At 60.3% G+C, this 24,088-nt stretch carries 28 protein-coding genes; 11 read left to right on the top strand and 17 right to left on the bottom strand.

The window, feature by feature from the left end; all coding sequences use genetic code 11:
• Positions 1-44 precede the first annotated feature (44 nt).
• Positions 45-788, top strand: a complete 744-nt coding sequence (locus P0D96_RS00640) for an SDR family oxidoreductase (protein ID WP_408310778.1) — start codon at positions 45-47, stop codon at positions 786-788.
• 235 nt (positions 789-1,023) lie between these two features.
• Here the strand turns inward: P0D96_RS00640 and P0D96_RS00635 are convergent, their stop codons facing one another.
• Entirely contained in the window at positions 1,024-1,401 is a 378-nt protein-coding gene (locus P0D96_RS00635) for a YybH family protein (protein WP_408176109.1), read from the bottom strand.
• A 487-nt stretch (positions 1,402-1,888) separates the two neighbouring features.
• Complete coding sequence (locus P0D96_RS00630; RefSeq protein WP_408287503.1) at positions 1,889-2,401, bottom strand: hypothetical protein; 513 nt, start codon at positions 2,399-2,401, stop codon at positions 1,889-1,891.
• A 155-nt stretch (positions 2,402-2,556) separates the two neighbouring features.
• On the opposite strand from P0D96_RS00630, the gene P0D96_RS00625 reads away from it, so the two are divergent.
• On the top strand, positions 2,557-3,462 hold the full coding sequence (locus P0D96_RS00625; RefSeq protein ID WP_408311644.1) for a DUF72 domain-containing protein: 906 nt from the start codon (positions 2,557-2,559) through the stop codon (positions 3,460-3,462).
• A gap of 34 nt (positions 3,463-3,496) precedes the next feature.
• Here the strand turns inward: P0D96_RS00625 and P0D96_RS00620 are convergent, their stop codons facing one another.
• Positions 3,497-4,156 (bottom strand): UdgX family uracil-DNA binding protein, encoded by a 660-nt coding sequence (locus tag P0D96_RS00620; RefSeq protein WP_408310776.1) that lies wholly within the window; start codon positions 4,154-4,156, stop codon positions 3,497-3,499.
• Between the two features lie 246 nt (positions 4,157-4,402).
• On the opposite strand from P0D96_RS00620, the gene P0D96_RS00615 reads away from it, so the two are divergent.
• The 3 genes from P0D96_RS00615 (at position 4,403) to P0D96_RS00605 (ending at position 6,995) form a co-directional block, all read left to right on the top strand.
• Positions 4,403-5,002, top strand: a complete 600-nt coding sequence (locus P0D96_RS00615) for a ParB-like protein (protein ID WP_408176105.1) — start codon at positions 4,403-4,405, stop codon at positions 5,000-5,002.
• A gap of 52 nt (positions 5,003-5,054) precedes the next feature.
• A complete protein-coding gene (locus P0D96_RS00610; RefSeq protein ID WP_408310773.1) occupies positions 5,055-5,927 on the top strand; it encodes an endonuclease/exonuclease/phosphatase family protein in 873 nt (290 codons plus the stop codon).
• Positions 5,928-6,077: 150 nt separating this feature from the next.
• Entirely contained in the window at positions 6,078-6,995 is a 918-nt protein-coding gene (locus P0D96_RS00605) for a YihY/virulence factor BrkB family protein (RefSeq protein WP_408310770.1), read from the top strand.
• Positions 6,996-7,109: 114 nt separating this feature from the next.
• On the opposite strand, the gene P0D96_RS00600 is transcribed toward P0D96_RS00605, so the two are convergent.
• Positions 7,110-7,373 carry a DUF2934 domain-containing protein gene (locus P0D96_RS00600; RefSeq protein WP_132374149.1) on the bottom strand — a complete coding sequence of 88 codons (264 nt, stop codon included), beginning with the start codon at positions 7,371-7,373 and terminating at the stop codon, positions 7,110-7,112.
• Positions 7,374-7,481: 108 nt separating this feature from the next.
• Here P0D96_RS00600 and P0D96_RS00595 point away from each other — a divergent pair, with 108 nt between their 5' ends.
• Both P0D96_RS00595 and P0D96_RS00590 read left to right on the top strand, forming a co-directional pair.
• Positions 7,482-7,889, top strand: coding sequence for a hypothetical protein (locus P0D96_RS00595; RefSeq protein WP_408310766.1), 408 nt, complete (start codon positions 7,482-7,484; stop codon positions 7,887-7,889).
• A 232-nt stretch (positions 7,890-8,121) separates the two neighbouring features.
• Entirely contained in the window at positions 8,122-8,466 is a 345-nt protein-coding gene (locus P0D96_RS00590) for a hypothetical protein (protein WP_408310763.1), read from the top strand.
• Between the two features lie 375 nt (positions 8,467-8,841).
• On the opposite strand, the gene P0D96_RS00585 is transcribed toward P0D96_RS00590, so the two are convergent.
• Positions 8,842-9,507, bottom strand: a complete 666-nt coding sequence (locus P0D96_RS00585; protein ID WP_132374146.1) for a protein-L-isoaspartate(D-aspartate) O-methyltransferase — start codon at positions 9,505-9,507, stop codon at positions 8,842-8,844.
• A 202-nt stretch (positions 9,508-9,709) separates the two neighbouring features.
• Positions 9,710-10,894, bottom strand: a complete 1,185-nt coding sequence (locus P0D96_RS00580; RefSeq protein ID WP_408287520.1) for an acyltransferase family protein — start codon at positions 10,892-10,894, stop codon at positions 9,710-9,712.
• Between the two features lie 243 nt (positions 10,895-11,137).
• Here P0D96_RS00580 and P0D96_RS00575 point away from each other — a divergent pair, with 243 nt between their 5' ends.
• The gene (locus P0D96_RS00575) at positions 11,138-11,296 is read left to right on the top strand and encodes an STAS domain-containing protein (RefSeq protein WP_408287523.1); all 159 of its coding nucleotides are present in this window, start codon (positions 11,138-11,140) and stop codon (positions 11,294-11,296) included.
• Between the two features lie 218 nt (positions 11,297-11,514).
• On the opposite strand, the gene P0D96_RS00570 is transcribed toward P0D96_RS00575, so the two are convergent.
• The 4 genes from P0D96_RS00570 to P0D96_RS00555 form a co-directional block, all read right to left on the bottom strand.
• Positions 11,515-11,673 (bottom strand): hypothetical protein, encoded by a 159-nt coding sequence (locus P0D96_RS00570; RefSeq protein ID WP_408176092.1) that lies wholly within the window; start codon positions 11,671-11,673, stop codon positions 11,515-11,517.
• Between the two features lie 27 nt (positions 11,674-11,700).
• Positions 11,701-12,444 (bottom strand): acetoacetyl-CoA reductase, encoded by a 744-nt coding sequence (phbB, locus tag P0D96_RS00565; RefSeq protein WP_132374144.1) that lies wholly within the window; start codon positions 12,442-12,444, stop codon positions 11,701-11,703.
• Between the two features lie 159 nt (positions 12,445-12,603).
• Positions 12,604-13,173 carry a TIGR01841 family phasin gene (gene phaP, locus P0D96_RS00560; protein ID WP_408176191.1) on the bottom strand — a complete coding sequence of 190 codons (570 nt, stop codon included), beginning with the start codon at positions 13,171-13,173 and terminating at the stop codon, positions 12,604-12,606.
• Positions 13,174-13,408: 235 nt separating this feature from the next.
• Positions 13,409-13,606 carry a hypothetical protein gene (locus tag P0D96_RS00555; RefSeq protein WP_132374142.1) on the bottom strand — a complete coding sequence of 66 codons (198 nt, stop codon included), beginning with the start codon at positions 13,604-13,606 and terminating at the stop codon, positions 13,409-13,411.
• 1,243 nt (positions 13,607-14,849) lie between these two features.
• On the opposite strand from P0D96_RS00555, the gene P0D96_RS00550 reads away from it, so the two are divergent.
• Complete coding sequence (locus P0D96_RS00550; RefSeq protein WP_408176089.1) at positions 14,850-15,137, top strand: hypothetical protein; 288 nt, start codon at positions 14,850-14,852, stop codon at positions 15,135-15,137.
• A gap of 385 nt (positions 15,138-15,522) precedes the next feature.
• Here the strand turns inward: P0D96_RS00550 and P0D96_RS00545 are convergent, their stop codons facing one another.
• Positions 15,523-15,795: a hypothetical protein gene (locus tag P0D96_RS00545; RefSeq protein WP_132374139.1), complete on the bottom strand. Its 273-nt coding sequence runs from the start codon at positions 15,793-15,795 to the stop codon at positions 15,523-15,525.
• Positions 15,796-16,090: 295 nt separating this feature from the next.
• Between P0D96_RS00545 and P0D96_RS00540 the strand changes: the two genes are divergently transcribed.
• Positions 16,091-16,810: a hypothetical protein gene (locus P0D96_RS00540; protein WP_408287529.1), complete on the top strand. Its 720-nt coding sequence runs from the start codon at positions 16,091-16,093 to the stop codon at positions 16,808-16,810.
• Positions 16,811-16,935: 125 nt separating this feature from the next.
• On the opposite strand, the gene P0D96_RS00535 is transcribed toward P0D96_RS00540, so the two are convergent.
• Entirely contained in the window at positions 16,936-17,901 is a 966-nt protein-coding gene (locus P0D96_RS00535; RefSeq protein WP_408310759.1) for a GlxA family transcriptional regulator, read from the bottom strand.
• A gap of 110 nt (positions 17,902-18,011) precedes the next feature.
• On the opposite strand from P0D96_RS00535, the gene P0D96_RS00530 reads away from it, so the two are divergent.
• Positions 18,012-18,305, top strand: a complete 294-nt coding sequence (locus tag P0D96_RS00530; protein ID WP_408176085.1) for a hypothetical protein — start codon at positions 18,012-18,014, stop codon at positions 18,303-18,305.
• A gap of 207 nt (positions 18,306-18,512) precedes the next feature.
• On the opposite strand, the gene P0D96_RS00525 is transcribed toward P0D96_RS00530, so the two are convergent.
• The 5 genes from P0D96_RS00525 to P0D96_RS00505 all read right to left on the bottom strand — a co-directional run bounded on the left by P0D96_RS00525 (position 18,513) and on the right by P0D96_RS00505 (position 24,021).
• Complete coding sequence (locus P0D96_RS00525; protein WP_408310756.1) at positions 18,513-19,994, bottom strand: diguanylate cyclase domain-containing protein; 1,482 nt, start codon at positions 19,992-19,994, stop codon at positions 18,513-18,515.
• Positions 19,995-20,466: 472 nt separating this feature from the next.
• Positions 20,467-21,246, bottom strand: coding sequence for an ATP-binding cassette domain-containing protein (locus tag P0D96_RS00520; protein WP_408176081.1), 780 nt, complete (start codon positions 21,244-21,246; stop codon positions 20,467-20,469).
• A complete protein-coding gene (locus P0D96_RS00515; RefSeq protein WP_408176079.1) occupies positions 21,243-22,217 on the bottom strand; it encodes an ABC transporter permease subunit in 975 nt (324 codons plus the stop codon). Before P0D96_RS00515 ends, P0D96_RS00520 begins: the two co-directional genes overlap by 4 nt.
• 81 nt (positions 22,218-22,298) lie before the next feature.
• Entirely contained in the window at positions 22,299-23,279 is a 981-nt protein-coding gene (locus tag P0D96_RS00510; protein ID WP_408310753.1) for an ABC transporter substrate-binding protein, read from the bottom strand.
• Between the two features lie 259 nt (positions 23,280-23,538).
• Positions 23,539-24,021, bottom strand: a complete 483-nt coding sequence (locus tag P0D96_RS00505; protein WP_408176076.1) for a cupin domain-containing protein — start codon at positions 24,019-24,021, stop codon at positions 23,539-23,541.
• Positions 24,022-24,088: the final 67 nt, after the last annotated feature.

Raw genomic sequence — 24,088 nt, 5'->3', positions numbered from 1 at the left:
GGCGACTTATCGTGTCGGTACTTCGACCTTCTACAGGAATCGTCATGAAAACCGTCCTGATCACCGGATGCTCGTCCGGATTCGGCCTCGAAACCGCCCGCTATTTCCTCGATCGCGACTGGCGCGTCGTCGCCACCATGCGCACGCTGCGGGAGGAGGTTCTGCCGCGCTCCGAGCGTCTGCGCGTGCTCGCCCTCGACGTGACAGACTCGGAAAGCATCCGTCACGCCGTGGATGCGGCCGGGCCGCTCGACGTGCTCGTCAATAACGCGGGGATTGGCGTGCTGAACGCCCTCGAAGGCACATCGATGGACATCGCTCGCGAAGTCTTCGAAACGAACACCCTCGGCACGATAGCGATGACCCAGGCGGTCCTGCCTCAGTTTCGGGAGCGGAAAGCAGGCGTCGTCGTCAATGTCACCTCGAGTGTGACCTTGAGGCCGCTGCATCTGCTTTCCGTTTATACCGCCAGCAAGGCGGCGATTAACGCGTTCACCGAATCCGTCGCTCTGGAACTCGAGCCATTCAATGTGCGCGTGCGCCTGGTCCTGCCGGGACGCGCGCCGGAGACCCGCTTCGGCGAGAATGCACAGTCCCGCATGCGGAGCGGCGTTCCCGAAGCGTATTCTGAGTTGGCACAGCGCGTTTTCACCCAATGGCAGCAGGAGTCGGCAATCACACGCTCGCTCGACGTAGCGGAAGCCGTGTGGCGCGCAGCGAACGATCCATCGAGCCCGCTTCGCATCGCCGCCGGTGCTGACGCTATCGCGTGGGCCAATTCACGGTGAAGCGGGAAGGCAAGCGCCGAGGTTTGTCGTCGCCGTGAATGTCCTTCGTGGCGACGACCAGCGATGTCCTTTGATTCGAGGCCGGTGGCACATTCCCTTGCGTTTGCGTTCGAAAGGCTGCGATTGGGGATCGCTACAGGCCAGCTAAACCGGACGGCACCGGTTAGCGCACAGCGTTCTCCCCTTGCCCACGCGGCAACGCCATCAGCACGAAATCGCCTTTGGCCAATACGGGCTACTTCTCAGCGCCAAACTCCCTGCTGACCGTAAAAGGGTCGCCGATCAGCCAGCGCCAACTGCCATCTTGCTGACGGCGCGCAACCTCGATCGCGTACACCTTCATCGGCTCCGGTCCGGAGACTGTCCACTCCGTGTGCATCAGCGCAATGCCTCCGGTCTCGATCACCTGTTTGACCTTGAAGTCGAAGCGAACCTTCATTGCCGCGAGGGGCGCCAACTCCTGCCTTAAACCTTCCCGGCCCTTGCTGATGTCGCGCGATTGATTCAAGAAGACTGCGTCGGGGTCGTACACGCTCAACGCTGATTCAAGATCGCCCTCGGCCATGTACTGCTGGAACAGGCGACAGATCTCTTCAGGATTCGTGGCGGGCATGATGCTGCCTCCTATCTTTTCGGCCCGGTGGGCACTTCCATCGGGCACCGGGTTGGACCGGCCGAATGCGGAATGACGCCCGCATGTTGGGTGCCTTCCGCACAAAGGGGGATGGTTAGGATGCCGATCGTCGTCCGTGTACTCACAGGTAAGCCGGGTGCCGTCATTCAGGCGGCGAAGGCCCTCCGTTCCAGGATGATGCACTTGTTCCGGCCTTCCGTCCTCGATCGACGCCCGTGATCGGCTGTTGCGGCGCATCAACCGTAAGACCCACTCCGGGTGCGCGGAAAACTACACGTCCCGCCCTTTCAGTGCTCGTCCGATACGCGTCGTTCCAATCAAATTTGCATGGATTTTCCAAGGTTAACGTTGCTATCCGCGCGATTTCGGTCAACGTAGTTCGCGCCAAGGTCTTGGGACCCCTCGGCCCGGCGCACCGACATATCTCTATGCTGCGTTGCGCCAGCCTCTTGCCTCGAGTGGGCTGTCACGACTTCTTCGTACGCGGCAGCGCCGCATTCAGAAACGGATTGAAACTGCTCGACTTGGCCGGCGTATCGGCTTTGTTCGAGCGACGTCGCTTGCCTGGTTGTGCGCTGCCCGATAGTTGCGCCAACAGTTCGTCCGCGCCGGTGTCTTCGTCTTCGTCTGCGTCGGACGTTTTCCTGCTTCTGGTACGCCGTGGTTCAGCCTCTTTGGCGGATTTGCTCGCAGCGCTAGCCGAAAGCACGCTTTCCGCGATGTGTTCGACCACCGTCATGAACGACGTTGAAGCCGACTGCAGGTCATCGCGCGGAAGCATTGTCTGTACGACGATTTCATGCAGCGAGCGGCCGTCGACGGAACGGCCAGTGGAAGTGCCATGCCAGTCGGCACCCGCCTGCGCGAACGCGCCAATGACGCGCTCTAGCACCGCTGGCGACAGAACGCCGCCGTCGTAAAGGCTAATGACCACCCGCTCGAAAATTCCAAACGCAGTTGATGGAGAGGCTTTCGGCACGAGTTCTTGCTCCTTGATGGTCCCGTTGTTCAGCGCCTTGCAATCAGGCGGCCCATACCTGATGAACTGCACTCTGGAATGTACCGCCACCGCGGGAACAGGCGTTGCTCGCTTCGTCTGAATTCAGTCCACGCATGCAATCGCGCGATGTACCCATGAAACAAATTGGCGACGTACGCATAGGCATTTCCGGTTGGCGCTACAAGGGATGGAGAGATAGCTTCTATCCCCATGGGCTAAAACAGGCCGCCGAATTGCAGTTCGCGTCGTCGCTTTTCCAGAGCATTGAAATCAATGGTACGCATTACAGCCTTCAGTCGCTCGACAGTTGGCGGCGTTGGTATGCCGAGACTCCTGCCGACTTTGTCTTCAGCGTGAAAGGCGCGCGGTATCTGACGCACCTATTGCGTTTCCGCGACGACAGCACGCGAGTCGCCAGTGCCAACTTTTTCGCGCAGGGCCTCCTCTCGCTGAACGAAAAGCTCGGGCCCATTCTGTGGCAGTTCCCGCCTTCGTTCCGCTTCGAACCGGCGGCCATGGAACGCTTTTTACGTTTTCTGCCTCGCGACACCGCCGCCGCGCTCTCTTTGGCGGAGCAACACGATGAGCGCGTCAAGACGCCGTATATCGCGATGGACCGCAAGCGGAGACTGCGCCACGCCATCGAGGTACGCCACGCCAGTTTTATGGACCCTGCCTTCGTCGATCTGCTCAGGGAGTACGAAACCGCGCTGGTTGTCTCCGACTCGACCGAACCGTGGCCGCTGGCCGAAGACGTTACCGCTGACTTCGTCTACATCCGACTGCACGGCACCGAATCGCGGTATTCCGGCGCCTACGCGGACGAAGCGTTAGACGACTGGGCCGCCCGGATCGATGCATGGCGCCGCGGTTCGCAGCCAGCCGACGCGCGGCTGATCGCGCCGCACCTTCGTCCACCCACTCGGGCGCGGCGAGACGTGTACTGCTATTTCGACAACGACGCCAAAACACATGCGCCCTTCGACGCGCAACGGTTGATGGAACGGCTTGGCTTACAGGCAGCGCAATCGGCGGCGTGAGCGCAAGGCGCTCGGTCCAGCGTGGGCTACGGCATCAGTTGGATCGCTTGTGCTTGCGACTCAGCTTGTCCGCGTCCTGAAGGGCCGAGACAATCGCGTCATACGCGCGTTGCCGCGTTGCGGCATCCGGCGCGCGCAATGCGAACGACGGATGATACGTCGCAACAACCGTCCGCTCGCCGTGCTCGATCGTTTTGCCGAGCGTATCCTGTAACCGCGCGTGCGAATCGTCCAGCACCGCCTTTAGCGCAGTAGCGCCTAACGCAACGATCACGAGCGCCGCTGTACTCCGCAGTTCCTGTTCGAGCCAGTATCCGCACGCTTCGATCTCTCGCTGTCCCGGCGTTTTGTGCGTGCGGCGCTTGCCACGCGGCGTCCACTTGAAATGCTTGACGGCGTTCGTCACATAAACCTTTTTGCGTTCCAGCCCGGCCTCTTCGAGTGCCTTATCGAGCAGTGCTCCCGCTGGTCCGACGAATGGTCTGCCTTGCAAGTCTTCGGCGTCCCCCGGCTGCTCGCCAATCAACATGATTGCCGCATGTTTCGGCCCTTCACCGGGCACCGCTTGTGTCGCATTGCGCCATAGCGCGCAACGGCGGCATTCGTCTAACGTCGCCGGTTGCTGGTCGCGCTCGGCATCTGGGTCGGCCTGCGTGCTGCCGCGCGGACGGCTCTTCGGTTTGTCTTCAGACATGGGTCGATTGTGGGGAGCCGCAAAACGTTGCGAGGCGTCGGAGGATGTAACGCCTGCTGTTTGATGCATACCCCTATGGCTCGGTTTGGTAGCAAAACACAGGCCCGGCTGATGGATGTTCACCGCATGGCGCGCCAATGCTGGGGGGCATCGGTAATTCCGCTTGTATCCTGCCCTAGCGGCGGACGGTATGCATCTTGCGGTAGGTTCAAAACATCCGCCAACTCGGGTCGACAGGAGACCGGCATGACCACTCTCAAAATCGAACGTCTACGTCCCACCCAGATGACACACGGCGCACGGGAGGTCCGCGAAAAAATCAAACAATACAAAGCGCTGAGCGGGCACGATCTGGAGATGGCCATCGCAGAGAAACCGATACCCGTGGTCTACGGGCCGAACGACGCGCCGTTTGCGATCGATCATCATCACGTGGCCGCCGCGCTCTGGCACGTGGGCATCAAGTCCGTGCCGATTGTTTTGGTCAGGGATCTGTCCTCCTATTCACAGGCGTCATTCTGGCTCAGCATGGAAAACAAGCGATGGACATTCCCGTACGACGCCGAAGGCAGACGTCGGCCGTTTTCCGATTTACCGGAACACATCTGGGCGCTGGGGGATGACGAGTACCGCAGCCTCGCAGCGGCAGTCCGCGATGCCGGCGGCTATGAAAAAACCAGTGTCCCTCTGGAAGAATTCCGATGGGCCGACTTCTTTCGCTCGACTCTGCCGCGGCCGGACAGCGACGAGACATTCGCCGCGCTAGTGAACGAAGCGATCAGACTGGCAAAGAGCAACGCGGCACTGGGATTGCCCGGCTACCTCGGTCCGGACACGGACGGTTAGCCTCTGCACCACAGGAACCCGCGGGCGTAAGCCGAATGGAGATGAAACCGCCATGGAACTCGTCAATTGGAATGTTCAATGGGGACGCGGCGTGGACGGCAGGGTCGACCTCGCCCGAATCGTGAGCGAAGCGCGCGCGCTGTGCGATTTCGACATCCTTTGCATGCAGGAAGTCACGCGCGGTTTTCATGAGGACCCGATGTCGGGAGGTTTGGCCGGCGGCCCCTCCGCCGATCAATTCGCCGAACTGGCCGCATTGCTTCCGCAGTTCACGGTGCTCGACGCAGTGGGCTCCGATCTTCCAGCGCTCGGCGCGAGCCACCATCGGCGTCAGTTCGGCAATGCGATCGTGACGCGGTTGCCCGTCAGGCAGGTGTTGCGCCACGCCCTCCCGTGGCCTGCGGATCCCGCCAGACCGTCGATGCTGAGAGTGGCGCTCGAAGCCGTGATCGAAACCGATATCGGCGCGATACGGGTGGTCTCCACGCATCTCGAGTTCTATTCGGAGAAACAGCTGCTCGCGCAACTCGCCCGATTGCGGGAGTTGCACAGGGAAGCATGCGATCACGCACGAGCGCCCGCCAAGGCGGAAAAAATCGACAGCCCGTTTTCCGACACCGCGCGGCCTATGAGCGCGATTGTCTGTGGCGACTTCAACAGTGCGTTTGAAAGCAGCGCGTATTGCCGGATGCTTGAACCGATCGCCGATGCCCCTTGTTTTATCGATGCGTGGGCCAGCGCCCACCCTCGCGCGCCGCGCGCCCCGACGGTGGGTTTATATGATCACGAGCAGTGGCCGGATGGTCCATTCGCCTGCGATTTCATTTTCGTAACGGACGACCTGACATCACGCGTTGCGGCTTGCGAGGTCGATCCGGACAGTCAGGCCTCGGATCATCAGCCAATGTGGCTCGAATTGCGTTAGGTCGTCCATAGCTAACGAAGTGTGTGCGGATCGGACTCGTCGTTGAATATTTGCGCAGCGCCTCGAAGAAGACTGAGTGCCTGACGTCCGGCGGCTGGGAAATTGCTCGACCTCTGGACACTTAAGGCAACGAGCCGACGGGAGAACAGCATGGAATATCAGAGACGCAACGCCGGCTCCCGATCCAGCCGAGCAGGCAACGCAGTGGCCGTCATGAGGGACGCCGTCGAACGATTTTCGTCGGACCGGTGCGCGATGATGGGCGCGAGCATCGGCTTCTACTCCGCGTTTTCGCTGGCTCCGACTTTACTGATCGTTCTCGCGATTACGGGCTGGTTCGTCGGCCGCGACATCGCACAGGGCCAGTTCTTCGGCCAGATCAGGCAGTTGCTCGGCAACGAGGCTGCCAGTGCGATGCAGGCTGTTGTCGAACACGCGCATCGTTCGAGTGGCAGTGGCGTGGCTGCGGCGTTCTCTGTCGTGCTGCTGCTCATCGGGGCTTCGGCGACGTTTTCGTGCCTGAATACGGCACTCGATGTGGTCTTTGCGGCGAAATCGCCTAAAGGCCTAGCCGGCCTGGCATGGGTGATACGGGCGCGACTCGTCTCGCTCGGCCTGCTCATGGGACTCAGCTTTCTGCTGGTGGTCTCGCTGGTCCTCGACGCCGCGATACAGACAGCGGGCCGTGCTGTATTTGGCAGTTCGACCCTTAGCGTCGTTGCCGACGTCGCGCAGTCTATTTTTGGCCTCGTGATAATGACTTTCGGACTAGGTGCGCTGATCAAGTGGCTACCTGACAAGCGAGTCAACTTCCGCTCCGCCTTGATAGGGGGAGCCATCGCAGCGTTGCTGTTTACAGTGGGCAGGCACCTGTTTGGCCTATACCTCGCCCACGCGGGGACGGCGGGCGCATTCGGCGCAGCGGGCTCGCTTGCAGTGCTGATGATGTGGCTATATTTTTGCGCCATCGTTTTTCTTTTTGGCGCGGAGGTCACTGCTTCGCTGGGTCAAACGCCGAAAGACGGCAACGCCGAGGACGTCAAGGCTCGCTTGAGCGCAGCGCATTGAATGACCAAAACACCGACCGGTGAAGTTGGGACATTCAAGGCCGAGAGCGTCCTGTATCAACGCTCTAGGGAGTGAGCCGCATCTGCGGTCGCTCGCGCCCACGCAACGCCGGCGCTACCGTTTTTCTCTACCTGCCGCATCCGCATCGCCGCCGGGCACGTCCTGCAGTTGCTCTTCCGGCGCAATCCGGCCGCCCCGCTCCCGATCCGCCGATTGATCGACGTTGGGTTCTGGACTGCCCTGCGCATCATCACCCTCGGCTTCGATCTGCCGGCGCGCTTCCTCCCAGTGCTTTTCTGCGTTGCTGTCCGGCGACGGATCATTTTCCCAGAGCTGATACGCCCGGGTGCGAATGCGAGCTTCGAGATCGTTGTCCATGCTGCGTTTCTCCATAAAATTCGGCTGCACCGCGCTACAGATGGCGTGCGGCGATGCGAGCCGATATCGCTGCCTGTCCGGCGCCTTGCTGTCGTTCGCAATCGACTCGTGCGCGATGGCAGTGAAGACGAGCTGCTCGCCGACCAGAGCTACTGGCTCGCGCCCGATGCGCCGGCACTCATGCCACTCGCGGCAGACGGAGCGCTCATTGCTCCTGTGCTGCTGCCGGCATCAGCACCTGCACCGCTGCTGTTGTCGGCGCGCTTGCAGCCTGCGCCACCCATCGTCAGTATCGCGATTGCCGTGATCACCATGACGTTCCTGAAGTTCGGTTTCATCGCTGAATCTCCTCATGGTTCGGGGTCGCGGCCAAACAACACGCCGCCCCTCCTCAACGGAGCAATAAGCATGCCCACAGACGCGTCGCGAAGATGCGGTTTTCATACGGCCTACGATGCTTTGCACAAATTGCAACGCAGCGTAAAAATTCGCGGGCACACGTGTTTTCTTCTATAAACCGCTAAGGGCTTGAGCCCAACGAAATCGCCGGTTGCCCTTCTATCGACTAAGCAGTCGCAGCATCGCAACGCATGCCATGCCCCGGCGCACAGAATATTGTCGATTTCGACGCGCAATCCTAACGTTCGATGAACTCGCGGACTATAACGATACTCATACAGCGGACGTCCTGCGAGCGGCCGATCGGCTCTGGCTCCTGTCCCGCATGACCGGCCATCCGGAGTTCAGTATGCAATCGACCGACGAGCAAATCGAAGCGGCACCGGACGATCCCGCCGTGCAGGGGATGACAACCCGGGACAGCGCACCGCTCCAGCACGATCGTTACCGGCTCACCGTGCGTGCAAAGGCAGGCAACTTGAGGGTCGTTGCCGCGTGGCAGGTTTTCGGTTGCGAGGCGCCCCAGGCGGATCACGTTCGGATCCGTGTGGATCGCCGTCACAGCTTCGAAGAAATGACCATTACGTTCGCCGCAGTGTCGCCCGATACACTCGCAACGATGGTGGGCCGCCTGGTCGCGCTCCCGTGGGCGCTCGATGCGTACTTTTGTCCCTGCGCATTGCCTCAGGCGTAAAGAATTCCCTGCTCGCTTCCGCCGCCTGACGAGTACCTTGCGCGCACGCGTGCCGCGCTCGACGGATCACCTGGAGAACTCAGGAATCCGTGTCCGCCCTCGGCGATGACGCACTGTTGCCAATGCCGTTGTGTCCACCCGGAACACCGATTCCGCTGTCGTCCTTGCGCGAGCATCCGCTGCACGACGCCGCAATGACAACGATGAGAAGAATTTTCGTCAATGTGCTGACCATTGTGATCTCCACTCGCATAGCGCACGGGATATCGCGCGCGCGGCCCCTCACCGTGCGCGGGCGTTGCAGCCTGCTCACGGACAGATGCATCGGACGGATTCCTCGCAGGCGCTTCGGATGATGTCCACGCCCACGCCGGCTCATTTCCCTTCGATGTCGCCCCAGCCCTGAGCACCAATCAACGGTACAAAACGCACGAGGTCGAGCATTTCCTCGTGGTAAGTCGTGCTGCTGTTACGAGTCAGCCGGATCAGCCGCTGATGCTCCGGGCCCGGACCCACCGGCATCACGATCCGGCCGCCAATCTGCAGTTGCGCGCTCCACGCCGGCGGCACGCCCGGGCCGGATGCGGTGGCGACGATTGCATCGAACGGTGCATGCGCCGGCAGTCCGAGTGTGCCGTCCGCGGTGTAGACGTTCACGTTGTCGTAGCCGAGTGTACGGAGCCGGTCCATCGCGCTCTCAGCGAGTTGCGGATGACGCTCGACCGTATCGACGTGTGCAACGATTTCCGCGAGCACGGCCGCCGCGTAGCCGGAACCTGTGCCGATTTCCAGTACACGGTCGTCCGGCTTGAGCCGCGCCGCCTGCAGCATCCGCGCTACCATGAACGGTTGGGTGATGGTCTGGCCGGCTTCGATCGGAAGGGCTGCGTCCGCATAAGCCCATGCGCGCAGGTCGGGACTCAGAAAGGCCTCGCGCGGCACGCGCCGCATCGCGTCAAGAATGCGCGGCTCCGCAATGCCGCGCGCAATCAGTTGCCGCTCGACCATCGTTTCGCGCGACACCGCCAGATCTTCATGCACAGTGCTTCTCCCCTTGTTGTGCAGCGGCTCGCTGTCCCGGGGGCTGCCCAACCATACATCACCATAGCGCGGAAAATGCCAAAAGACATGACCTGAGAAAGAAGACAGGTGTGTTCACGGCAGAATTCCGATTTTGATTCACACCCCTTTATCTTTTTTTCAGCAACTGACGTGCCTCAGGATCGCTTGCACGTGCAGCTCATCACGCCCGGCTACTCAGATGGAAGCGCCGGTCGACATGGGCGAGAATGCTGCGCGACAGACGGGCCGCGCGTCCCTGAATCATGCGGTCGGAGGCGCGCGAGAACGCATACGACGCGGCGAGCACGGCCAGCACGGTCGCGACGAAGAGCACAAGCGACGTCTCCCGGCCACTCTGCCCGAACACGCCTTCGAAAAAGTGCAACGTCGCGTAGACGCAGATGAAGTGCCACAGGTAGATGCCGTAGCTTTCGCGACCCAACGCGTCGGCACAACGGCGGATGTATGCGCCGCGAGCATTGTCGCCCGGCGCGGGGCGGTTGCGAGAGCAGACGAGTAGGAGAAACGCAACTGCGCTGCACGCGGCGAAGACCGGCGCGAGTTCGTGCGCTTTCGCGAGCCACACGCCGAGCGCCGCCGTCGCGAGCGCGAAACCCGAGGCGAGCGAAAAAATCAGCCACGTCGTGCGCCGCGTCACGCTGGATCTGCCCGTCAGATGCGAGCGGAATGCGTACCACGCCCACATGCCGACGATGAAGCATGGCCCTTGCACCGGCGGCCAGAAATAGCTGAACGAGTTGTTCGTTACATGACAGTCGAGCGTGCCGTGACAGTCACCGATCGACAATGCCACGACCGACAGCGCCAGCAACGACACCGTCGCGATCAGCAAGCGCGTGCGGTTCATCGCGACGAAAAACAGCAGCGGCGCGATCAAATAGAACAGCATCTCGACACCGATCGACCAACCGCCCGGCACCACGTTGTTGATCGCAGTCGGCGACAGCGCATGCAGAAACAGCACGTTGAGCAGAATATCCGTTGCGCCGTGGGCACCGAGCACCCATGCGGGTTCGTAGCCTGAGCGCGTCGCGCCGTAACTGATCAGTCCATACACGGCGATCGCGGCGTAATACATTGGGGCAATGCGAAAGAAACGCTTGATATAGAAACGCAATGTCACGTGACGTGGGCCCGCGCAACGTTCGTGGTCCGCTTCAAGCGTCATGAAGATCGTGATCGCGCTGATTACGAAGAACAGCTGCACGCCGTATTGGCCCATGCGCGCCAGCAGCGTGACGCTGTGCGGCAGATTGGGAAACTGGAACGACAGGTGTACTGCAACGACACCGACGATCGCGAGCGCCCGACCGACGTCGAGCGCGGCAACACGTCCTTTTTCCATCGATACGTCCTCCTCGCGGTTCATGCCGCCCGATCAGGCGGGGGCGAGCTTCGTGGACAAGGCACGGTTCGCGGAAGTTCCTACTTTTTTCGCTACAGAATGGGGCTTGAGAGTTCGTGCAATCGATCGGGTGTCTGATCGGTGTCGCGATGAACGGGGTCGTGAACGGCGTCGGCGTTGCGCTTGCGCTCGCGGTTATGCGGTTCCTGTGGCGTGCGTGGCGTCCGCGGTCGCGTCGATCAGATGAAGGGCTATCGCGACGTCGCCCGCAATCCGGAGGGCCGCTGCATTCCGGGGCTCGTCATGCCCCGATGGGATGCCACGTTCTTCTTCGCCAACACGGAGATTTTTCGCCAGCGCATGCTGCAGGCCGTGCGCGAAGCGGCGACAAAAACCGCATGAATCGCCATCGCAACACTTCTTTCCTACTGTCGGACGGGCGTTAAACCGCTATCTGGAGTCGCATCCGGTCGGATGGCACGATTGGGAGGATCAGGCGTAGGCGTGTCGCGCTACAGAGGCAGTGTGTGGCGGTTGTCTTGGCTTGGGGAATTCTGCTGGTCGAGATGACCAGCAGAATCCGCGGGCGGTCACCGCGCCTGCAAGCGCGGTAGCGCAGCTCAATGCCGGGCGCTGCTCCAATGCCGCCAGTAGTGATGGTGCCCCATCTGTCTGAGTCGTTTTCGACGCATTTGCTCCTGGTGATAGTGAGCGGCGACGAACACGGCTGCCGTCGCCATCACGAACGAACCTACGACGATTGCCACTGCTTCATTCATCGGAACCTCCGTTGCCGACTATCGGCTTCATTGCAGGTGTTGCCCGCCGTTGATGGCAATGTTGGCTCCGGTCACGAAACCGGCTTCGCGCGAGCACAGGTACAGCACGAGTGCGGCGACTTCGTCGGGCTGTCCAAGCCGGCCGACCGGAATCTGCGGAATGATCTTCGTCTCGCGGATCTCCTCGGGCACCGCCATCACCATCTTCGTCGCGATGTAACCTGGCGAGATAGTGTTGACCGTGACGCCTTTCTTCGCCACTTCGAGCGCCAGCGATTTCGTGAAGCCATGCATGCCGGCCTTCGCCGCCGCATAGTTGGTCTGCCCGAAGCCGCCCTTGGAGCCGATGATCGACGACACATTGATGATGCGACCCCAACCCCGCTCGACCATGCTGTCGCACACCGGCTTCGTCATGTTGAACACCGAATCGAGGTTGGTTCGGATTACTGCGTCCCAATTGACCTTGTCCAGCTTCTTGAAGCTCGCGTCGCGCGTGATGCCGGCGTTGTTGATCAGAATATCGACCGGTCCGACTTCTGCCTTGATCTGCGCCATGCATTTTTCGCACGAGTCGTAGTCGGCGACATCGACCGCGTACGCGCGGAACTGTCGTCCCTGGGCTTCCATCCGTGCGAGCCACTCGTTCGCGCCGGTGTTGGCCGGCGAACAGGTGACCACGACTGCATACCCGGCGTCATGCAGCTTGACACTGATTGCTTCGCCAAGTCCGCCCATTCCACCCGTCACCACCGCGATCTGCTTTGCCATCGAATCGTCCTCGCAAAAAATTGGCCTCGTAGATAACTTGAGCCACACTGCATTCAGTCAAGAACTTGATGTATTGGAAAAACCGGATTCCGCCACTCCCTAAGTATTCCTTCATATAAATCGAGTGCGGCAACGCGGGCATCGCTGCCCGCGTCGGCCTTATCCCTTCGCGCCGGCGGCTGCGGGAACCTGCTCGGCGTTGCGTCGCGCGGCCTTTGACGCTGTGGCTGTAACCGCATCGAAATTATTTCCGGCGACCTGCACGGCCTGTTGCCCGGTCTTCTGCAGCGTTTCGTACAGAGTCGTGGTGGCGCCGATCGCGGATTTCCACGCAGCGATCGCCGCTTCGGAACCTGCCGGAGCATTCTTCGCCGCTTCCTCGACGAATGCCTGCACACGGGCGTTGTAACGCTCGTACTGCGCCTGTGCGAATTGAGTGACTTCAGCCTGCGTAGTCGATGCGATGTCGAACACTTGCCGGCCGTACGACAGCGATTTTTCCGTGAAAGGTCCGGTGAAACCTGATTGCAGTGCAAACCACTGCAGCGGGTCTGTCGTGCCGGGCGCCTTCGTCATATTCTCCTGCGCCTCGGCCAGCGTGGACCTGACGACCTGCAGGTTCAACGCGGCCAGTTTTTCAGCGCCTTCAAAGACCTTCCCGGTCAATCCGAAGAATGCGTCGAGGCTGGCCTTGGCGGCAGCGGCTTGCTCGGGACTCGATAGAGCCATGGTTGAATTCCTCAAAATTCGATCCGATGCACGAAACCCCCGGTCGGACGGGTGTGTTGCGACGGATCGCGATGGTGGATAAATCAAAGCGCAAGGACGCCTGTCAGGCAGAATGCGTCGCGAGAACTTCGACGGTCGTTACATCAACAGGCACTACAAACCAACCCGCAACTGAGACGTTTCGTTCATGACTGTTTCGTCGGCGCGTTCGCCGGGAGGCGCACGCCGCAGATGGCTAGCGCATCCGGGCGACGGCCTTGAGAATGGAATCGCCGTCGCTTGTGACTTGAGCACGCGGGCGTCCTGAGGCAAAGTTTTCCAGTGATATGAGTTGCCGCTCCAGCAGCGTATCGAGTTCAGCGCGGCCCAGTTCGAGCTGGTCCGGCGCGTCCTTGACGAGCATCAAGGTGGCGAATTCATGGGGACTCAACATGGCGTCTCCTCGATTTAGTCTCTCTGCGCGGAGAGCATCAATTACCTCTCCTGCGTGAATGCCGGCAAATATTCCTGCCGCCCCCTCCGTGACGCAATCATGCGAGAAATCGAATCACGGAGACGCCATCATAACCGCTCAATTTTTGAACGCAATATGTGAAATGCTTTTTTTACGGCCATCGGTTTTATTTTTATATCGGAGGACAACGCGCCGCATGTTCTGTCGGTCAATGTCACCGCGGAGAAGCCCGACCGGCCTGGATTGCATTTATCAGGAATGCATATTACAGTTTTAATAGCTCACTTACTTAACAACACCAATTCAACGGAAATCTATTGATCGATTTATATGTGAATATCGTATTTATAGGCCGCGAGCCTATTGTTATCATTACTCCAGAATTGCGAAATATTTATTACAGCGCACGGATTTGGCTCGTTGCGCCGGGGTACAAGATGGGCTATCGCTCGGAGCGCTCGGCAGGCCATGTCGGCCGTCTGTGGCTTCGCTGAGAGAGTCAAATACTGGCTTGAGCGGATACGTTCTGTGTCTCCGACAGAGGTATCATGGTTGTTGCTGGTCACGTCCGCGTAGGAGGAAATCATGCCCTCAACCCCGACCACACGCCCCATTCACCGGCCAGGAATTCCGGACCATCCCGTCCGCGGGGTTACGCCGGGCACACGGTCGCCGGCTCCTAAACCTGCGCCACGCACCAAGGTCGATCTTCCGGATGCCGCGGAAGCGGAGCCGGTGCCGCACGAGCATCTGCCGCCCAGGTCGGATGACAATTGAGCGCCCTGTGGGTTAGGCGTAATGCCACCCGCCGCGTTCCATTGAGCCGACCTGGACAAGCACGCAGAGCTCGGCGGCAATTACAACGCGGCGGCCACTTCAGGATCCGCACGTGGACGTGCGTTGCAGTCGGCGAAACGAACGGCCAGGTCGGAGATCGCTCGGACTAAATTTTTTTTGCAAACCTGGCGTCTTTTCCAGAACCAGAAGCATCGCTGACAAGTCTCACGGATACCCTTGTGCATATCGCTGGCCCCTGCTCCGCGCGGCCAGTTCGACCACGAATGATCTATAACGATATGGCGTCGCGGAGTCGACGGGCTGCGTGCTGCCCGGCCAACCGACCCCGAAGTCGGCAATTCACCCGCGGAGGTTTAGCGAATACAGCCTGACGAATCCATGCGTTGTCTGTTCGAATCGCGCTTAGCAGGTATTGGAGGCAATCATGAAGTACGAGTACGGCGGCTGGGTCATTGACGCAACCCCGGATTTTTCGCTTGGTCAGTTCTTCGCGCATGCGCGGATCATCCGGGCGTCGCCTGACGACGATGTGGACACGGAAATGCACATCGAGCGCAATCTCGCCTGGTTCGAAACCGAAGACGAGGCAATCGAGGTCGCGCGGCAATGGGCGATCGATTGGATCGACGCGCGCGACGATAACCTCACCGTCACGAAGGCTGCTTCATTGAGCCGGCAGAACGATATGTCGGCGAAGGCCCCGGCCAGATGAAACTCCGCATACCGTGGTTCTGATGCCGGACGACTGACTGGCCCTGTGGCCATTGCGCAACGCCGTCGCCAGCGATGACCCAGGCTCGCTACACGGCAGACGCGGCAATACGGCCGCTCGCAAATACTCAGACGAGACACCTGATTGCTTCAGAAACGCGGATGTGTAGGATGGAATCAACGTCAGCGCTCCATGCGCGGCGTGTGTTTTCAGGCCGCAGCGATGTCTGCGGCTTTTTTTTCGTTCACGAATCTCGCCAGCATTTGCACGAGTCGTCCGGCGGCTTTGACTTCGAGGGTACAGACGATACAGGCGATACAGGCGATACCAAAGGGCCGCCACAGGAACAATCCGCCAATCAGAACTGTTCAGTAACGAACCGTCGTCAGCGTGCGAACGTGTCGTCCACTACGCGCTGCCCGGCGCTATACCCTGCCATGAGCGCCTCGGCCTGTGTCGGGAAGGGTTGCTGGATGGTTGCCCCGAGGCGGATCGGAGCAACCACGGGGCGCGTTGCGCCCACCGCGCCCATCGTTCTGACCTGCACGACGGCGACGAAGCCGCGCGGGGGCAGCAGCGTGACGCTGCCCGCGGTCTCCCACACCGGCTCCAGCTCCACGGTGACCTCAAAGCCTTTGTACCCGTAGATTCTTTTCATTGATGATCCTGCGTGTTCTGCCCGGCCCTGAAACCGTGGAATGCCCCTGCTGGAAAGTGTACATCGCAGTTGCAGCATGGAGGCGAAGGGAATTTCCGAATAGTTCCTGCCGCAATATCAGGTTCGAAAACTGTTGCCGTTCTGACCGGGTTGGGGACCGCTTCACATGGGCTCAGAGCCTGTGTGCGATGGACGCGGAGAGCACACGCGTCATTCACATCATCCGCTTGACGGTACTCTATTTGCGCGCACACTGCATATCTACGGTGACTGCCTCCAGCAAAGGAGACCAACCATGACCAAGCCTTTTCAGCAGTGGAAAGTCTTGCCGCACGACAAGCTCACAGAAGTCGACGAAAACGTTCTCACCGTGACCGGCGAACTCCATATGCCGCTCACCGACCTCCCGCGACGTATGACGGTGGCGCGTTTGAACGACTCGCGACTGGTCATATTCAGCGCAATTGCGCTCGATGAACTCGAGATGCAAGCGCTCGAAGACTACGGGCGCCCCGCCTTTCTGGTGGTGCCCAACGACCATCATCGGCTGGACGCAAAAATCTGGAAAGAGCGCTACCCGTTAATGCATGTCGTTGCGCCCGAAGGGTCGCGGGCGAAGGTGGAAGAAGCGGTGCACGTCGACACGACGGACCCCGGCTTCGGAGATCCGAACGTGCAGTTCGTCACGGTCCCTGGAACGCGTGGACATGAGGCGGCGCTCGTCATCCGCACGCAGAACGGTACGACGCTGGTATTGAACGATCTGGTCGGCAACATTCGCCATGAATCCGGGTTCGGCGGCTGGTTCCTGCGCATGATGGGGTTCGCGGGCGACGAACCGCATATTCCGAAGCCGGTGAAGCTGATCCTCGTCGCGGATAAAGAGGCGCTGCGCGCTCAGCTTCTGGAGTGGGCGGAACTGCCGTCGCTGAAACGCATTCTCGTGTCGCACGGTTCACCCATCGAAGATGATCCGAGCCAAACGCTGCGCGCTCTGGCGAACTCGTTGGGGTAACGCAGAAGCGCACAACAGCAGCGGCGCGCGGAACGTTACCGCGCCGCAAGCGGACTCTGACCCACGACGGTGCGTGGCCGCCCGAACCACAGCGATTTCCACCTCGAATACCGAAGTGAGCGCCGTCAGCGCAGGTCGGCGCGAAGATCGCGCACTCCCCGTCCCAGGCGCTGACGCAAAAGTGTTCGTAACGTCGCTCCGTCGACGTAACCTACCTCGGCAGCGATGGCGTCGAGGCCGAGACCGCTGCCGTGCAGGAGAGACTGCGCACGTTCGACACGTAGATCCTGGAAGTAGGCCAGCGGCGACTTGCCGAGCACCTCCTGACACCGGCGTTGCAATGACCGCGCGCTCGTCGCCAGCGCGTTGGCGGCTTCCTGCAGCGAGAACCCGGCCTTGAGATGGTCTCGTGCCCACCGTTCGAAGCGAAGAATAAGCGGATCCGCCTGCGCCAGATGGTTGGGAATGATGTAAGGCGCCTGCGAGGAGCGAATATCGGCAAGCAGGTAACGGGAGACGACGGTCGCCAGTTCGGGGCTAGCCTTGCGTATCAACCACAGGGCGAGATCGAGATGCCCCATCGCCGCGCCGGCCGTCACGCCCACGTCTGTCGGCACCAGCATGCGAGACTCGTCGAGCAAAACATTTGGATAGCGTTGCCGAAATAGCGGACCGAGCCACCACCTCGTCGTCGCTTCCCGGTGATCGAGCAGTCCGGTTTCCGCCAGAAGGAACGTCCCGATGCAGGACGCGGCGATACGCGCGCCTTCAGCATGCCATTCCACCAGTTGCGCCTTGGCTTTCCTCACGTCCGGTCGATCGAGAGCTGGGATCAGCTGCTCCGGCGTTCCGGTATTCAGTGCAGGAACGATGACCCAGTCCGGCTTCAAGTCCGCGGTGACTGCGTGCACGGGTATGACCAACCCTTGTCCGGACCGAACCCTCTTTCGCACGCCGACGATCGACACATCGAAATAAGGTGTTCCGCCCATTTGCAGGGCTGAAAATTTATTGGCGAGCGTGAACGCGTCGAGCAGGACGGTGAGCCCGGTGTCGAACAATCCATCAAGGGCAAGTATGGAAATGCGCATGGCGTAAACGACCCTAAAGTTGGCATTTACGACGATACCGGTTTTTCTGCCCGACCGCTACAGTGATCCCCGTTGCACATCCCAATGAAGATTGACTCAGGAGGTCACTCATGAAAGTTTTCGCTATTGGATCGCTCGTTCAGCCGCTCACGCCAGACCAGCGCCAGCAGATCATGCCGAAGGAAGTTCCCGACACGCTCAAGCTCTACCTCGATGGCAAGATCGAACAGTTCTGGTTCCGTGAGAACGCGGCCGGCGTGATCTTTCTCATGGAAGTCCAGTCGGTCGAACACGCCAAGGCGGCAGTGGATGCGTTGCCGCTCACCGCTTCTGAGCTGATGAAGTTCGATCTGTTGCCCGTCGGCCCGCTCGCTCCGCTTGGCATGCTGATTCAAGGCAAGTAAGCATTGCCATGAACGGCGATCCATCTCAGCTTCGTGATCCTAACGAGCAATCGAATAAGGTTGCGCTGGCGATGGATCGCCCGCTTCGAAGGGCCGATCCAGAAAGATACCCAGCATGCACGACTTGATTAAGTCTTCCCTCGAAAAAACTCACGGCGGCCTCGCGTGGTCTTCGAGTCGGTCCCTCTTGCCCGCGCAATGGAAAACTCACCCGGCAAAAATGCGGTCTGTGCTTGAATCTATTCGATAAGCGGGATCGCGATTCTTGGCTTGGTACATCGCAAAGTCCGCCTTCCTGATGAGTTCACACGAGTCCTCACCCGCATTCAGAATAGCAATACCGAAGCTCGCACCGACCGTCTCAACACCCCAACGTGAATTCAGGGGAGCCTGCAGAGCAGCAGTCAATTCGGTGACCATCTGTTCGACTACGTCGGTTATAGCGTCAGTCGTGAGTACAAGAAGGAACTCATCTCCGCCGAGGCGCCCTACTACGCCACGCTCCTGTACGGTAGCCTGGAGGCGCGCCGCCACCATAGCCAGAACTTCGTCGCCGCACTGGTGGCCGTACGTATCGTTGAGGTCTTTGAAGTTATCCAGATCGACAAAAATGACAGCGACTTTTCCGACCGCGCCCGGTGCCGCGATCGCCTCGTCGAGCAGGTCCACAATTTTGCCGCGGTTCGGTAAATCCGTCAGCCGGTCCGTTTGAGAAAGACGCCGTAATTCTTCTTTACCGTTGAGGAGTTTGACGATCAGAGCAGTAATCCAGGCCGATAGTGCCGCGAGCATCACCGTGATGGTCGAGGCCATCGTCACATACACGCGACGCATCCTGTAGTAATCGTCCAGCGCCTCGTCGACGGAAAGGCCGGCGACGACGGTCAAACCATATTTCTCGAGATGGCGGCTAGCTACCACACGTTCGACATGATCGATCGGATCGGAGAAGTCGGCCAGCACCGTCTTGCCGAGTGGAACATAGCTACTCGGCAGCGCCTCGCCAGACCGGCTCGGTGAATTACCCGCACGACGCGACAATATGAACCCACGACCCGACAAAACGGCAATCATGCCCCGCTCGCCCAGCGCGGCATTGTTGTAGAAGCCATCGGTCAGATAAGCCGGATCTTCCGAGACGATCACTACCCCGCCGAAACCTCCGTCGGGGCGATCGATACGGCGGGTTGCCTGGACGGACCATTGCCTGGAAATACGTCCGATCACAGGCTGGCTGATGAAGAGCCCGATGTTGGCAGGGGAAAGGTGGACCCGGAAATGTTCCCGGTCCTTGAGATCAACCGTCCCCGAAAACGGCAAAGTCGATGCAATCACGCGGCCGTCGGCACCCGCAATGGTGACCTGTAGTGCCGTGTCCGCGGTAATCAGCCCGTAGGCACGATACGCTGCCAGATCGAAGGTTTGCGGCGTACGTTCGTATCCGTATTTGACCAGCAACGCGATCTCGTCGACATCGTGGACGGTCTTCAACGTATGGGTTTCTAAAGCATCGGCCAGCGTGCGGGCAGCCACGCGTGTGTCGCGCATCACGGATGCTTTCTCGACCTGCAAGCGCAACAGTATGGTTACCCACAAGATGCCGAGGACCAGAACGGTCAGCGCGGGCACCAGAACGAGCGCGTGGCGGGAGGATCTGATGCTGTTCGTGGCGTAAATTGTTCGATCCATGGTTCATTTTCACACTGCACAGGCGAACGCGAATCTCTCAGTGCACCGAAAGTAACGGGCCGGGCGTTTCTTAGGTCGCGCAATGCTTTAACGACAAACCTCGCAAAAAGTTTATTGTTTCTGGCGAAATAAAAAAGGACGATCGTATTGTCTGAGGAAATAGATGAAGTGCTATACGCCGTAGACTGCGTATCCAATCGTCGGTCGATGACAGCTGCTCCGCGACTGGCACGCCCCGAGCCTAAACTTGGAACAGTCGCGATTCCGTTTTGGCAAACGAGAAACTTTTATATTCCATTGAATTCCGACAACTCAAATATTCCGCTATAAATCAATTATCCAATGGAATGATTTTTCCATTATCAAATAACCTCCCGCTGCCGTAGCGAGCGACTCAATAACGAAACTGTCGTCTCTCTGGATTCGGGAATGTGTCGCCCGATCCGCGCCGATTTGTCGGCCGGCGCATCGCTCAGTGGCCCGATCCCCGCGTATTAGTGCTCGCGTACGTATCGCCGACGATCAGATGCACGATCTCATCGCCGTTAGTCCCGGCCACGAGCCGCTCGCCGGCGACCTCACCGCGCCGCAGCACGACGATGCGATCGGCAATGGCAAAAATGTCGTGAAGATTATGCGAGATCAGAATCACGGACACGCCTTGGGCTTTCAGCGCGGCGATCAATTCCATGACCTTGCGTTGTTCGGGTACGCCGAGCGCGGCAGTCGGCTCGTCCATGATCAGAACACGCGCATTCCAGTAAATGGCGCGGCCGATCGCAATCGCCTGCCGCTGGCCGCCGGAGAGCATCTTCACCGGGCCGCCGAGCTTGCGCTCGGGAATCACGATATCGAGGCGCTCGAGCACTTCGCGTGCGACCTGCGCCATGCGCGGCCGGTCGATGACCTGAAGCCCGAATTGCCGGCGCGTCGGCTCGCGTCCGAGGAAGATATTGCTGCCGACATCGAGGTTGTCGGCGAGCGCGAGATCCTGATAGATCGTCTCGATCCCCTGCGCGCGAGCGTCCTGCGGGTCGCGCAGTTGCAAGGGTGAGCCGTTGAACAGCAAGTGGCCTGCGTCGGCATGGTAGACACCGGAGAGGATCTTGATGAGCGTCGACTTGCCCGCGCCGTTGTCGCCGGCGAGCGCGAGCACTTCGCCCGCCATCAGTTGCAGCGAGACGCGCCGCAACGCCTCCACGCCGCCGAAGCGGATCGAAATATCGCGCGCCTCGAGGATCGGGGTGCTCATTGGGCGCCTCCGAGACGTTCCTTGTACTGATCGATCAGCACCGACATGATGATGACGATGCCGACCACGATGAACTGCCAGAACGCGTTGACGTCGATGAATACCAGTCCGAACTCGATCACCGCGATGATCAGTGCGCCAATCAGCGTGCCGATGACATTGCCGGTCCCGCCGAATAGACTCGCCCCGCCGATCACGACTGCTGCAATCGAGTCGAGCAGCATTGGCTCCCCGGCGTTGGCAGCGCCCGCGGCAAAGCGCGCCGTATAGACGATGCCGCCGACAGCGGCAAACGCAGCGGCGATCAGATAGATCACCAGCAGATGACGCCTGACATTGATGCCGGCGCGGATCGCCGACTGTGGATTGCCGCCGATTGCATAGGTGTACTGGCCGAACCGCGTCTTCGACAGCACGACATGCATGATGACCAGCAAAACGGCGGTCAGCGCCACCGGGGTCCAGCCGCGCCCGAGCCACGCGAGGCCGGCATTGTCCACCGCCACGGTCATGCCGCTGCCCGCCGCCAGAAAACCCACACCTCGTGCGACACCATACATGCCGAGCGTGCCGATGAAGGCGGGCACACCGAGCCGCGCAATCAGTACGCCGTTGACGAGCCCCGGAATCGCGCATACCCCGACGGTCAGTGGAATGGAGAACAGCAGGATCCACGGCGAGCCGCTGCCCAGTAGCGTGAATTGCGCGACACACACGGCAGCCAGTCCCATCACAAAACCTACCGACAGATCGATGCCCGCCGTGATGATCACGAACGTCTGGCCGATCGCGAGCAGTAGCGGCGCGCTGGCCGCCAGTCCGATCGACTGCAGGTTGTAGGCGTTGAAGATGAACGAGCGATGATCCGCTATCCGCGCCCAGACTTCGAAAAACACCAGTAGCGCACACAGGAAAAGCCAGGGCCAGAGCCTGCTGATCAGTGCGAGCCTGTCGAGCCGTGAGTTGTCCATCGAGTCGTCCGGGAAATCGGAAATGACGTGCGTGCGCGCTGCGGCGCACGCCGGGATAGGTCCTCGTTCGACAGCGCTTGTCTAGTTCGAATAGATGTACTTCTTCATGTCCGGCTGATCGATGTTCGTCTTGTCGAGCACCACGAAGCCGGTGCTCTTGAAGGGCGGAATCTTCTTGCCGCGAATCACGTCTGCCGCGAACTTCACGCCGTAATAGCCGATTTCATCCGGGCGCTGCGCGATCGCGATATCCACGAGGCCGCTTTTGATCTGCTGGTCGATGCCAGGCACGGCGTCGAACACCACCACCTTGACAACGCCCTGCTTGCCGGCCGCCTTGACGCCTTGGGCGGCGCCGCTGCCGGAGAACGTGTTGGCACCGAACACGCCGGCAAGGTCGGGGTTGCGCGCGAGCACCGCGGCGACGTGGGATGCAGCGCGGTTCGCATCGTCCTCGTTATATTGCGTCTGCAGCACCTTGATGTTCAGGTGCTTCTTCATCTCGTCCAGGAAACCCTCGGCACGCGCATCGGTACTCGATATGCCCGGCTTGTTGTTTTCGCAATAGACCGTGCCCTTGTCGCCGATGGCCTTCGCGAGCGAGCGCGCCGCCACGCGCCCGCCTTCCAGGTTATCCGAAGCAATGTAGGACAACGGGAAATCCGCGTCGCCCTTGCCGGTCTGATAGTGGCCGTCGCCGATATACGTATCGACCGTGATGACCTTGATGCCGGCGTCGGCCGCTTCCTTCAGCGGTCCGATCAGTTGCTGCTTGTCGACTGGTGAAACCAGCAGGACATCCGGGCGTTTGGCAATGAACGCCTTGAGGATCGGCACCTGCTCGGTGGTGTTCCATGCCTTCGGCACCTGGAATAACAACTGGACGTGTTCTTCGTTTGCGGCCCGCTCGGCGCCGCGGTGCATCGTGAAGTAGAAAGGATCGGTGACGCCCGGCAGCAACGCGACGACGGGATGCGCGGCATCCGCATAAGCCGGCCCCGTGAGCGAAGATGCAACGATCGTTGCAAGTGCAATCAGATAGTGGGAAACGATGCGCTTCATTTTAGTCTTCCTCCTGTTGAGTCCGACGAACGGCGCCTGACCTGACTCGTTCTGACCTTCCCGAAGTGACGGCGTCCGGCAGTTGGCCAGTATACTGACGAGCGTCAGGAGCGACCCTGGTGTTTTCCTGCATCGTTTCCGCATAGTCGCGCTGATGGGCCGGGATTGCCCTGTGCCGTGGCTGCGGTCTCGCCTACCCGGCGATTCGAATCGATCGACCTTGAGGCAATGCCGTGCCGTCCGCCCAGCACGCACGCGGTCAGTCCGGCATGCCGTTGTGATCACCGATCGGCCTGATCGGCCAGTCCGTCCAGCGGTCCGCGCGCGTCAGTTCGTGCGCTTCGTTGAGCGGATACCGGATACGGTTGTCTTCGCGCGGCCGCTCACCGATCACCATCAGCCTGACTTCGTCTTCAGTATTGTTGATGAAGGTGTGGCAGATACCGGTGCCGGCCGGAAACGCCACCGAGTCGCCTTCGGCAAGAGCATGCAGAACGCCGTCGATCCAGACATCGGGCTTGCCATGAAGCACGTAGACGAACTCCTGTTCGGTGCTTTCGGCGTGCGGATATGAAGTGCGCCGACCCGGCAGAAGCCTCACATGATGAATGCCGATCCGCGTAATACCCATCGCGGCGGAGAGTGGCGCGTCAAGGCCCATCGGCTCGGAATCGCCGCGATAGCAATGCGCATGGGGTTCTTCCAGTTCGGTCCAGTGTTTGATGAAATCGGGGCGACCCATCGCTTTCTCCTTGAGGACGAAAAACGATGATAACGGGTTACCGAGAGTTCGACGAAACGCCGTCATT

This window comes from Paraburkholderia sp. RL17-347-BIC-D, from assembly GCF_046027915.1.
GTDB lineage: Bacteria > Pseudomonadota > Gammaproteobacteria > Burkholderiales > Burkholderiaceae > Paraburkholderia.
This window is presented reverse-complemented; position numbering and strand designations above follow the sequence as displayed.

Excerpts from the sequence above, each read along its gene's own strand:
- P0D96_RS00640 (WP_408310778.1), top strand. The coding sequence starts at position 45 with ATGAAAACCGTCCTGATCACCGGATGCTCGTCCGGATTCGGCCTCGAA.
- P0D96_RS00635 (WP_408176109.1), bottom strand. The coding sequence starts at position 1,401 with ATGCCCGCCACGAATCCTGAAGAGATCTGTCGCCTGTTCCAGCAGTAC.
- P0D96_RS00625 (WP_408311644.1), top strand. The coding sequence starts at position 2,557 with ATGAAACAAATTGGCGACGTACGCATAGGCATTTCCGGTTGGCGCTAC.
- P0D96_RS00620 (WP_408310776.1), bottom strand. The coding sequence starts at position 4,156 with ATGTCTGAAGACAAACCGAAGAGCCGTCCGCGCGGCAGCACGCAGGCC.
- P0D96_RS00615 (WP_408176105.1), top strand. The coding sequence starts at position 4,403 with ATGACCACTCTCAAAATCGAACGTCTACGTCCCACCCAGATGACACAC.
- P0D96_RS00610 (WP_408310773.1), top strand. The coding sequence starts at position 5,055 with ATGGAACTCGTCAATTGGAATGTTCAATGGGGACGCGGCGTGGACGGC.
- P0D96_RS00605 (WP_408310770.1), top strand. The coding sequence starts at position 6,078 with ATGGAATATCAGAGACGCAACGCCGGCTCCCGATCCAGCCGAGCAGGC.
- P0D96_RS00600 (WP_132374149.1), bottom strand. The coding sequence starts at position 7,373 with ATGGACAACGATCTCGAAGCTCGCATTCGCACCCGGGCGTATCAGCTC.
- P0D96_RS00590 (WP_408310763.1), top strand. The coding sequence starts at position 8,122 with ATGCAATCGACCGACGAGCAAATCGAAGCGGCACCGGACGATCCCGCC.
- P0D96_RS00580 (WP_408287520.1), bottom strand. The coding sequence starts at position 10,894 with ATGGAAAAAGGACGTGTTGCCGCGCTCGACGTCGGTCGGGCGCTCGCG.
- P0D96_RS00575 (WP_408287523.1), top strand. The coding sequence starts at position 11,138 with ATGAAGGGCTATCGCGACGTCGCCCGCAATCCGGAGGGCCGCTGCATT.
- P0D96_RS00570 (WP_408176092.1), bottom strand. The coding sequence starts at position 11,673 with ATGAATGAAGCAGTGGCAATCGTCGTAGGTTCGTTCGTGATGGCGACG.
- phbB (WP_132374144.1), bottom strand. The coding sequence starts at position 12,444 with ATGGCAAAGCAGATCGCGGTGGTGACGGGTGGAATGGGCGGACTTGGC.
- phaP (WP_408176191.1), bottom strand. The coding sequence starts at position 13,173 with ATGGCTCTATCGAGTCCCGAGCAAGCCGCTGCCGCCAAGGCCAGCCTC.
- P0D96_RS00555 (WP_132374142.1), bottom strand. The coding sequence starts at position 13,606 with ATGTTGAGTCCCCATGAATTCGCCACCTTGATGCTCGTCAAGGACGCG.
- P0D96_RS00550 (WP_408176089.1), top strand. The coding sequence starts at position 14,850 with ATGAAGTACGAGTACGGCGGCTGGGTCATTGACGCAACCCCGGATTTT.
- P0D96_RS00545 (WP_132374139.1), bottom strand. The coding sequence starts at position 15,795 with ATGAAAAGAATCTACGGGTACAAAGGCTTTGAGGTCACCGTGGAGCTG.
- P0D96_RS00540 (WP_408287529.1), top strand. The coding sequence starts at position 16,091 with ATGACCAAGCCTTTTCAGCAGTGGAAAGTCTTGCCGCACGACAAGCTC.
- P0D96_RS00535 (WP_408310759.1), bottom strand. The coding sequence starts at position 17,901 with ATGCGCATTTCCATACTTGCCCTTGATGGATTGTTCGACACCGGGCTC.
- P0D96_RS00530 (WP_408176085.1), top strand. The coding sequence starts at position 18,012 with ATGAAAGTTTTCGCTATTGGATCGCTCGTTCAGCCGCTCACGCCAGAC.
- P0D96_RS00525 (WP_408310756.1), bottom strand. The coding sequence starts at position 19,994 with ATGGATCGAACAATTTACGCCACGAACAGCATCAGATCCTCCCGCCAC.
- P0D96_RS00520 (WP_408176081.1), bottom strand. The coding sequence starts at position 21,246 with ATGAGCACCCCGATCCTCGAGGCGCGCGATATTTCGATCCGCTTCGGC.
- P0D96_RS00515 (WP_408176079.1), bottom strand. The coding sequence starts at position 22,217 with ATGGACAACTCACGGCTCGACAGGCTCGCACTGATCAGCAGGCTCTGG.
- P0D96_RS00510 (WP_408310753.1), bottom strand. The coding sequence starts at position 23,279 with ATGAAGCGCATCGTTTCCCACTATCTGATTGCACTTGCAACGATCGTT.
- P0D96_RS00505 (WP_408176076.1), bottom strand. The coding sequence starts at position 24,021 with ATGGGTCGCCCCGATTTCATCAAACACTGGACCGAACTGGAAGAACCC.